This window comes from Shinella pollutisoli, from assembly GCF_024609765.1.
Classification (GTDB): Bacteria; Pseudomonadota; Alphaproteobacteria; order Rhizobiales; family Rhizobiaceae; genus Shinella; species Shinella pollutisoli.
In genome coordinates this window covers 88,935-98,262 of sequence record NZ_JANFDG010000021.1, presented here as the reverse complement: position 1 = coordinate 98,262, position 9,328 = coordinate 88,935, and the positions used below count along the sequence as shown (strand labels likewise).

Annotated in this window: 8 protein-coding genes and 1 pseudogene; 3 read left to right on the top strand and 6 right to left on the bottom strand. The window is 49.0% G+C overall.

Annotated elements, in window-relative coordinates; translation table 11 throughout:
* Positions 1-263, top strand: a pseudogene (locus tag NNZ72_RS17445) (hypothetical protein); the annotation flags it as partial.
* A 19-nt stretch (positions 264-282) separates the two neighbouring features.
* Here the strand turns inward: NNZ72_RS17445 and NNZ72_RS17440 are convergent.
* Positions 283-1,173 (bottom strand): putative phage abortive infection protein, encoded by an 891-nt coding sequence (locus NNZ72_RS17440; protein ID WP_257316696.1) that lies wholly within the window; start codon positions 1,171-1,173, stop codon positions 283-285.
* Between the two features lie 217 nt (positions 1,174-1,390).
* Between NNZ72_RS17440 and NNZ72_RS17435 the strand changes: the two genes are divergently transcribed.
* Both NNZ72_RS17435 and NNZ72_RS17430 read left to right on the top strand, forming a co-directional pair.
* Positions 1,391-1,621, top strand: coding sequence for a helix-turn-helix transcriptional regulator (locus NNZ72_RS17435; protein ID WP_257316701.1), 231 nt, complete (start codon positions 1,391-1,393; stop codon positions 1,619-1,621).
* Positions 1,618-2,880 (top strand): type II toxin-antitoxin system HipA family toxin, encoded by a 1,263-nt coding sequence (locus NNZ72_RS17430; protein ID WP_257316695.1) that lies wholly within the window; start codon positions 1,618-1,620, stop codon positions 2,878-2,880. The genes NNZ72_RS17435 and NNZ72_RS17430 overlap by 4 nt, the downstream gene beginning before the upstream one ends.
* A gap of 33 nt (positions 2,881-2,913) precedes the next feature.
* On the opposite strand, the gene NNZ72_RS17425 is transcribed toward NNZ72_RS17430, so the two are convergent.
* Genes NNZ72_RS17425 through thyX form a run of 5 tightly spaced genes read right to left on the bottom strand, consistent with a single transcriptional unit; the run spans position 2,914 to position 9,296 of the window.
* Positions 2,914-3,852, bottom strand: a complete 939-nt coding sequence (locus NNZ72_RS17425) for a hypothetical protein (protein ID WP_257316694.1) — start codon at positions 3,850-3,852, stop codon at positions 2,914-2,916.
* 8 nt (positions 3,853-3,860) lie between these two features.
* A complete protein-coding gene (locus NNZ72_RS17420) occupies positions 3,861-5,879 on the bottom strand; it encodes an ORC-CDC6 family AAA ATPase (RefSeq protein WP_257316693.1) in 2,019 nt (672 codons plus the stop codon).
* 9 nt (positions 5,880-5,888) lie between these two features.
* Positions 5,889-6,914 (bottom strand): phosphoribosyltransferase-like protein, encoded by a 1,026-nt coding sequence (locus NNZ72_RS17415; protein ID WP_257316692.1) that lies wholly within the window; start codon positions 6,912-6,914, stop codon positions 5,889-5,891.
* The gene (locus NNZ72_RS17410; protein ID WP_257316691.1) at positions 6,907-8,343 is read right to left on the bottom strand and encodes a class I SAM-dependent methyltransferase; all 1,437 of its coding nucleotides are present in this window, start codon (positions 8,341-8,343) and stop codon (positions 6,907-6,909) included. The genes NNZ72_RS17415 and NNZ72_RS17410 overlap by 8 nt, the downstream gene beginning before the upstream one ends.
* Positions 8,340-9,296 (bottom strand): FAD-dependent thymidylate synthase, encoded by a 957-nt coding sequence (gene thyX, locus NNZ72_RS17405; RefSeq protein ID WP_257316689.1) that lies wholly within the window; start codon positions 9,294-9,296, stop codon positions 8,340-8,342. Before thyX ends, NNZ72_RS17410 begins: the two co-directional genes overlap by 4 nt.
* Between the last annotated feature and the right edge of the window lie 32 nt (positions 9,297-9,328).

Here is a 9,328-nt window from a genome sequence, read left to right as displayed (position 1 = left end):
GTAGTGGCATTTTTCGGGATGCCCAATCGAGCTTGGTCAATGTGCGAGGAAAACACCGCTTACCGAAATTCGGCGAGAGCCGCAAGACTTCGACCGCCGAGCAGCGCCAGAAGCTGATGACCACCGATCAGATTCTGGAGATGAAGACGGGGAAAATGCTGCTGCTGACGGGCTCGAAACCGCCAGCTCTTGTGGAGGCGATCGTTTCGCACAGGCATCCGGCATATCGTGGAAAACTGGACCGGAATCCGATGGTCTTATGAATGGATACTGCGACTGGGGCTATTTGCTGAAAGTCTTGCTCGTGCCGTCAAGGAAGGTTCTGATCGCAGCCGATGCTAAACGAGCTTGATCTTCGTTATATGCGGCGACTTCGTAATAGGACATGTGTTCGCCAGAAAACAGCAATTCGTCAGGCAAATTGTCGAACAACGCGTACCTCTCGATATACACTTTCGATTTCTCGGCCTGCTTGGTCAATCCGTTGTAAAACATGACTGCTAGCTCATAGTTCGACAAGAGCGCTCGGACGATTCTCATATACTTTTGAGGATCAACATCACTCTCTTCGATGAACCGGATGATATTGTATAGATAACGGTAATAGTGCGCTAGATCCTGCTGGAATTCTTTCCAAAAATTACGATGTCCCTCTTCAATACGCTTTTTCTCATCTTCGTGGAGATACCCTTCATATTGCTCCTTAAGCGACTTGTAGAAATGCTTAAAGCAGTCACGACCTTTGATAACCATCCCGTTGCGGAGTTGAATATCCATCGCGCCGACAAGGTTGTTGTGAAACGATAGCATCTGAAAAAAGGTCGCTTCGAAATTTTGCCGATGGATTGCCTTCAACTGGTTATCGAGCGCTTCGGACTGCTTCTCTAGCGCATCTGCAGATTTCTTCAGCTCGACCCGAGTGTCAGCCAGTTCCTGTTGTTGAAGCACGATAGTGACAATGAGCCCCATAAACGTCAGGAACGTAAGAATCGGGTTGAGGGTACCGCCTATAAAGTCGCCAAACTGTCCTGCCTCTTTTTCCGCGAAAAGAATGATGAAAGCAGCGATGAAGACCAGAACACTTGCAATCGCGGCAAACCGAAAAAGCAAATAGAGGCTATCTGTAGAGCCTCGATCGACAGGCTTCACTATTGAGTCGAAAAATTTCCGCATATCCCCGCCTCCGATTACCCCCAAATGGACACTAGCGAGCGTGGACGCCACCTTCAATCAGCAACGAAAGTTCGTGGCTCGCCTGCTGCCCCAAAATTTACCGATAGGGAAATTTTATTTAGAAAGGGCGATAAATATCTTCAATTTTCCCGAACGGGAAAAATGCTCTCGACAAGGCTCCCGACACGTTGCTATATTCCCGAGCGGGAAAACAAAGATGCCAACACAAATCAAAAGTCCAGCCGACATCGGTGCCCTGGTTCGCAGTATACGCAAGGAGCAGAATTTGCGGCAGGACGAGCTTGCGGGGGTTTCGGACGTCGGCCTCCGGTTTATCGTCGATCTCGAAGCAGGCAAGCCGACAGCACAGATCGGAAAAGTCTTGCAGGTGCTGCAAACGCTCGGTTGTTCGATCGATATTCTGGCTCCTGGTGAACGGAGAAAATGACGGCAAGGCTTCTCAACGTCTGGTGGGATGGTCGCATTGTCGGGCAATTCACCCAAGATCGGCACGGCGATATCGCTTTCGCTTACGCTGAAGCATGGCTTGATGACGAAAAGGCGCTTCCCCTGTCCGCCTCCCTCCCAAAGCGTCCGGAGCGTTTTTCCCGTCGTGAATGCCGACCATTTTTCGGCGGTCTATTGCCCGAGGAAAGCCAACGGCTTGTTGCGGCGCAGGCGTTGGGCGTTTCACCTGCGAACGACTTCGCGCTTCTTGAACGCTTGGGCGGCGACGTCGCCGGCGCGCTTCAGCTTTTGCCTGAAGACCAGGAACCGATCGGGGCAGGACTGATTGCGGATCAGCAAACGGCACCTCTGGAAGAGGCAGGAATCATTCGGATTTTGGACGCACTTCCGACACGGCCGCTATTGGCCGGCCAGGAGGGCTTGAGGCTATCGCTTGCGGGCGCCCAATCAAAAGTTCCAGTTGTTCTAATCGATGGCCAAGTCGCGCTTCCGCTTCCTGGCCAGGCGACTACGCACATCTTGAAGCCACCAATTGCGCGCTTTTCAGGGACCACCGAGAATGAAGCGTTCGTGATGAGGCTTGCTGCCGCAATCGGGCTCGACGTTGCTCCCGTCGAACCGAGGTCCACGAATGGTCGCCCTTTCCTTTTGGTAGAGCGATACGATCGCTACCACGATGCCGACGGTGTGGTTCGCCGCATCCATCAGGAAGACTTTTGCCAAGCACTCGGTGTGCCACCTGAAACTAAGTATGCAAGCGAGGGTGGGCCGACCTTTAGGGATTGTTTTGAGTTGTTGCGGCGGATATCTGAGCGGCCGGGTCCGGACATCGCAAAGCTCTTGGATGCTGCGATTTTCAATCTCATTGTCGGAAATGCGGATGCCCACGGCAAGAATTTCTCGATCCTTTATGATGATCGAGGACCGCGAATGGCTCCGCTGTACGATCTGTTATCCACAGTGGCCTATCCAGACCTTTCTCCGAAAATGGCCATGCGGATCGGAAAACGCGCAACACTTGCGGAAATGGACGCCGACGGTTGGCAGGCATTTGCAAAAGATGCGGGTGTGGGTCTCGTATTCATTCGCCGTCGGGTCTCCGAATTATGCGACGCGATCATGAAGGAAAGCGGAGGCTTGGCTGACGATTTATTCGAAGTTACCAGGGCCAAAACAGTCCGGAAACTGCAAAGTCTTGTGTTTGAGCGGGCCAACGCGGCATCGCGATCCTTTCGCTAAGTGCCCTCTAAGGTGTACCTTCGCAGACGAAAATTAAAGCGTCACGGGGTAGAGCCACGAATGCCCGATACCGGTGCTGGTCTGACGTGAGTAGCGACTTGTAAACGGATATATAATGCTGGCCGGAGAGCTTCTTAGATCTGATAAGTAGTACAACCCGAAGCCTAGAGCTTGGGGCTTCGTCGATAAAGGGCACAAGTATAGGTTTGTGATTGGTTGCCTGCGCGAAAGTGTCCCATATGCCTCAGAGAGAACCGCAGCCGTGACGTATGGGTCATTCGCCGTGGCGAAATAGTTTAGGTCAGGCGCATTCTGATTCGATATCGAAGAAACCTTATCGAGCCTAAGTATACTTTCCTGATACATGTCCGCACTTAACGATGGGAAGCAGTGCATCTGGACGATTCGAGCGCTCTCCTTATTCGAAAGAACCTGCCCTACAAGGCTGTGATCGTAGCCGATGCCAACAATCACGATATCATTTATCATTTCGGGGACATGTGCGCCATCAAATCCCGCCACGCCTCTAACGTGAGCGGTTTCGTCCAGTGAAAACTGGGTGTCAACCTTGCGAGAATAATGCTCAGGCTCGGTATACGCGAACTCAAGCTTAGGCACTGGATTGCAAGAAAAATACTTCAAAAAAGATAGTATATGATGGTGCAAAAAGCCGGTGATATCGATACATACGTCAACAGGCGCAGAAGGATCAAACCCGCTCTTTTGCATACCAACCGCAATTACATCCGCCTCGTATTCCGGAAGACCAGAAACAACATTGCCGATCGGGTACTCTGTAGTCGAATAGCCATATTCTGGCAGCATCCACCAGTATTTTGAGTTTGCATTTACACTATCGAAGAGGTGCCTTGCTCGATCATTTTCGTTGTAGGCTGAGATGAACAATTGTCGACTTTTGGCCTTCTCGCCATCATCGAAGCGAACTTTAGCGTCTATTAGATACTTCAGCATCTTACCCGTCAAAACAATGATTTCTGCGCTGATTTTGTGGCCGTCACGTTCTCGATAAACATCGATCCGACACGTTCTCTGAAAATGTCAGGCAATTTCTGCCGCTTTTCGATATCGAATATGGCCTCAGCTAGTTCCGGTTTTAGTTCAAGGTTTCCTCGCCGATGAACCGAAATGCCCCACCGTGGCGCAAGCATGGGGCCAAACTGATACTTTTCGTCAACCTCCTTGCTGTTCTTGTTTTTTGCCCCACCAGGGATCCGTATCAGATACGACCAATTCTCGCAGGTTCGCAGCACATTCCTCGAATTCTCGGAAAGCTTCTCTTCGTCTACGCTAAAGGTGCATAAGTCGCATTCGGCAGGTCGATCACTGAACCGTATCGTCCTGAATAGAAGAGCAAGGGCTTCGATACTTTGCCTTACCTCCGGGCCAAAACTATCAGGCTGAGCGTCTTCCCAGAACCATGCCGCACTGTCGAGCACGCCAGACGATTGAGAAGCTACCGAGATCTTGCCACCCGCGAAAGGCCTTTCACCGGCGAACAAGGAACGTCGATATATCTGCTTTAAAATGCCAAGCAAATTTCGCGGAATGCCTTGAGACAAATGGACTAGCGTGCCCAGCCCACAATACGGAATATTTACGCCACAATCGCGATAAAACTGAGCCAGCATATCCGAGTCGAAATGCTTGACAACGTCCGCATATGACGCGCCATGGCTGTCACCTGTCAGAAATGCAGCGCACTGTAACTGAATTTTTTTCGAGGCATCCAACAGCTTTACAGGATCTCTTTCCCAATCCCGATAAAGTAGGAGCGTATTGATCTTTTCTAGAAGAGGATTTTTGTTACTCCGCAAGCCATCGATGATTGCATCTGAATGTTTTTCACTCGGATCAACAAACTGCTTCAGGTAACCTCTCAGACGCTTGAAATAAGGGCGTTCCGCACCCTTCTTTTCCCGCTCCCGAAGAATGTTAAGGAGCGGCTGCTGAAAGAAATGTGCGTTGTCTAGCTCCTCGAAGCATGCCGCTAATTCCTCGCCACTTCCCGTCGCGGCCGGTAGTCCCGCTTGCTGCAGTCGCTTTGAGACAAGCTTACGAATGAATATCTCGTAGTCGGGCTTGTTGGCACGAAGGAAGTTATCTAGTTCGACGCGTTCGTATTCTGAACCGCGCTTGATTGGTTCTCCTGACCCAAGCGTATCATAAGTTCGCACGCCGTATAGACGAGCGCCGATCTTGATCGTTGAGTTTCCGGTTCTGTATCTGACCAAAGAATTAAGAAATCTTTGCTGTAGATTAGTAAAATTTTCCGCCTCATCCACGAGGTAAACAAATACAGTTTCGGAGAAAAATGCACAAACACTCGCTATTACTTTTGGTATTCCATATACAAGTCTGCCGCTCGAAAATATAATTTCAATTTCCGGTCGCTTTCTGGTTATAGCCACATTGTTAGCGGCGTAGTCTATATTCTTTCTAACAATCGTCAGATAATCGATTAAGCTTGAAAGATCTACAAACTCGTTTTTGACATCCTTATCAAATAGCGCTGCAATGCCATCAATCAGCTTAGCCTCATCAAGCTCTCCCAATTCCGAGAGTTTAGTGCACTGTTGAACGACAGAGAGCAAACTTGTGACCAGCCACAACTCAAAGTACATACTGAATACTGCAAGCCACAACTCGTCATCCTGACCTTTGCCAGCAAATTTCTGGGAGTTAAGGCCTTCAGCAGGCACATAAATCCCGAGATATCCTTCTTTGGAGATTGCTTGGCACAGGTTTCCTTCGTAACGAGCTGACTGAACAGGTGCAGAGCAGTAACGCATTAGGTGAGTTTTGCCGCTACCTTTGCCGCCGAGCAAAAGCATCGGCATCAAAAGCTTAGGCTTGAGAATATCAACGAGACCGCCGCGATCCGCGGCCATGTCTACCCAATATTCTAAGATTTCGGTTGCGGAGAAATCCGAAGCCTTTACGAGGTCAAAGGGATTTTCGTCGTATCTACGTAAGGTCATGCACCCCACTCACAAAAACTTAGGATAGCGCTTGAAGATAGGCGTCCAAGGAACTGGCGATCCATTTTCCGGGTCCCGCCATATTATAGGCAGCGTGTTGTCAGGGGTATTGTGGTGGAATCCCATCAAAAGCTGACCATCCTCAAATCCTCCAGAATTTCCGGGCGCAACGAGCTGCCCATAGTGATGTGCAAGATCGCGCAAGCAGTCCTTATCGATTCCGTCTGGAACAACCCTAAGGTATCTAGATTGATCAGATAAGCACTTGTAGGTTGCATCCAAATCGACAACTGCGCCGCTATTGTTGCCGTACCTGCTTTCATCTCGTACGCGCTTCATTCCAGATGACGTTCCAAATATCGCATAGTAATAAACTTCAATATCCGGATCAATCGCATGTATTTGTGCCAAAATTCCTTTCGAGTACTTAACGGCAGTTTCGCCTGAGCCACAAACATCGTCCAGGAATACATACTTACGTATTGCGGGATCAGACAAATTTGTCGCGATAGATCCGGAATTATTATATATATTTATTATTTGAGCACTATCCAGAAAAACACTTTTTGATAGATGGTTCTCTTGCCTGAAGTAGTACAGAAGATGAACTCCACTTTCGGAAGGATTACCTACCCCCAGAAATCTTGTTGTTTGCAAGCATTCCTTCAGCTTTTCTGAGATTAACGGAATATCCCTAGTGCCGCCATTTGATCGGCGTATTTCCTGAATCGTCGGAATCAGGAACATGTCTCTGAATAGAGCCCTTAGAAGAACCCTTATCTCCGTGCTCCCATAATATAAGAACTGAGCGAGCAAGTATAATGCATGTAACCGCTCTACATCTTGCGACTTTCCGCTTCTTCCGTCAAAATTATTCAGCCATCTTTCAACGAGGGGCCACTTAACCCGTCCTTCCCAAAGACGATCGTCGAGCACGGCTATCCGTGACCTAAGCTCGTCCCAAGTGCTCTCCATTGATGAGGGCTCGGACTCTGGCAGGATTGATCTTAACTCTTGAAGGACCGAATTATCCAAGGCATCTTTTCCGGAAAAGCAATATCCATTCGTGGGTAATCACGCCAGCCGTAGCGTGTCGCTTAGTCAGCAAGCCCCTACCTTTGATGGTATCGACTAGCTTCAGTTTAAGGTCAAGGTTGAAGAGCGTGGCCATCGAACAAAGGTATTCACTTGTCTCAAACGCCTGCCCGCATATCTGGTTATTTCCTACGACGATCACCATGTGCGCACCGGGCTTGAGTACCCTTGCCGCCTCAGCCAAGAAGTCTCTCATTTCCAGGAGATAGTGGGAGGCAATGGCTGCACGATTTCGGTTTGTTTCGTAAACGAGGTTAATGACTCGGTCAGCGGCGGGGATGCCTGTTGCTAGCAACACGTCTGAGTGAGCTTTTGAAAAGCGCTCGCGGCCTATGCTTCTGCCGTTCAGAAGGCGCAACTCATCCGTCGACGCCAATGATAGCCAACCAAGGCTCAGGCTTGAGGAGCGAATGTATTTCTGGGCACTCGCGTAGGGAGGAGATGTTATTATCCCGTCGACGGAGTCATTGGGAATTGCGGCGTCGGAAAATGCTTCACCGTCGATATTTTTAATGGCTCGCGCATCATTACCCACGCAATATGTTTCAGGAAAGCGGCCAACCAACGACTGAAAATTCTGATGCCGTTTCAACAGCGCAAAAAGCTGCTCGTCAAAAATCGAGTATACATCAGGTTCGGCGACCAGTTCTTTCCCTTTGAAGACAACGCCAGGCTTCCGCTTAACAGGCACCGGAAAGCGTGGGTCCGCTTTGCTGGTCAATCGTGCCGTTGCTGAGAGGGCAACCATAAACCAATCGCGAGTTGCGGCTGATGCCTCTGCCTCAATAGCCAACTTCAATCTTGACAAGGCGTCAATAGTTGACGGCGTGTACCAGAATGTCAGGTTGACAACATCGGGCGCAACTATTTCAGGGCCAGTGACGCGCCGCCGTTTTATCGCCGTATGTATGTCCATCACTGAAGATAGGTCATAATGGCTAGTTTTAACTCTAGTTATAAGGCGGGCTAGTGGATTTACGTCTGCCCAATAGGCTTTTCTGCCAGAAAGCACGGTTTCCAAGGCAACCGTGCCAGACCCGCAAAATGGGTCAAGTATAACTCCTTTTGGATTGAATAGTGTTGGATCAGCGAGAAAGAAATGCGCTATCTGTGGAAGTAATTTTGCGGGATATGGGTGTATGTAATGTGTCGCCCTCTCTCCACGTAGCCAATTTACCATTTCCCGAAAAGAAACTTCAATGAAGTCACTAATATCCTCATAGCGCGCAATTAGTTCTGCGACTTTTCTGCTAGTGGATACCGGATATGCCAAATCGTTAGTGTCTATTACACCGCGGGGACGTATTTCTGATGCAGATCTATTTACTACTTCAAGTGAAGAGATGCTTTCCATAATGGCAAGTTTCAACTGGCATTACTATTTTTACGTGATAGAGCAAATGATGTGTCCAATTCTGCCCATTCCCGCGGCGTTAGACCGCTACTATCTTCGGTTACTGTTTCACCTGCCAGAACCCTCTTCAAGACCTCTAAAGCCATGCGCGATAGTGTCAGCGAATGCATTCTGTAATCGCAAAACGCCTCGTAGGTGATCGGAGTCCAAACCTTTAGAATTTCGAGTATTGCTTCGGCATAGACCCGGATCTCGTACTGTGCATGGCCGTCAGCTCGGAGCTGCAGGAAATTCAAAAGATTGTGTAAGTCGGTCTTCCAATACCACTGAGTGTATGTATTCAGCGAAAGATTGATCCTGGCAAGCTCCCGAGCGACGCTTTGGCGAGTAGAGTCGTATTCATCATTATCATTTGGATCGTTTATCAGCTTTTTGTAAGTACTATAGTTTCGCTCGGCGTCATCTTTGAGCAGGTGCATAACAAATCTAGCATCCTCGATTGATAAAATCTCGCCTCTTCCCTGCTTGTTATTCGATGATTGAGCAGCTATCTGCTCCTCACTGGGAATATAAAACTCTTTATCCAGCACAGAATAACGAGCTGAATACTCGTTTATGCTCGCGGTACGATGCCTAACCCATTGCCTAGCTACAAAAATGGGAAGCTTAACGTGGAGTTTTATCTCCGCCATCTCAAATGGCGTAGTGTGCCTATGTCGCATTAAATATCGTATAAGTGAGCGATCCTCGCTAACTTTCTTAGTGCCTTTGCCGTAAGATACGCGTGCAGCCTGTACTACGGAATTGTCGTCACCCATATAGTCGACAACTCGCACAAAGCCGTGATCTAAAACAGGTAGGGGAGTGTGCAGGAGCGCCTCAAGTTCCGGAACGGTCGGCCGAAGAGTTGTGCTACACTCTGCCCTTGCGTTGCTTACATCTTCCGAATGAATTTTTGATAGCGCCATAATGTACTCCCCTGAACGTTGATCCGATACTC

Excerpts from the sequence above, each read along its gene's own strand:
- NNZ72_RS17440 (WP_257316696.1), bottom strand. The coding sequence starts at position 1,173 with ATGCGGAAATTTTTCGACTCAATAGTGAAGCCTGTCGATCGAGGCTCT.
- NNZ72_RS17435 (WP_257316701.1), top strand. The coding sequence starts at position 1,391 with ATGCCAACACAAATCAAAAGTCCAGCCGACATCGGTGCCCTGGTTCGC.
- NNZ72_RS17430 (WP_257316695.1), top strand. The coding sequence starts at position 1,618 with ATGACGGCAAGGCTTCTCAACGTCTGGTGGGATGGTCGCATTGTCGGG.
- NNZ72_RS17425 (WP_257316694.1), bottom strand. The coding sequence starts at position 3,852 with ATGCTGAAGTATCTAATAGACGCTAAAGTTCGCTTCGATGATGGCGAG.
- NNZ72_RS17420 (WP_257316693.1), bottom strand. The coding sequence starts at position 5,879 with ATGACCTTACGTAGATACGACGAAAATCCCTTTGACCTCGTAAAGGCT.
- thyX (WP_257316689.1), bottom strand. The coding sequence starts at position 9,296 with ATGGCGCTATCAAAAATTCATTCGGAAGATGTAAGCAACGCAAGGGCA.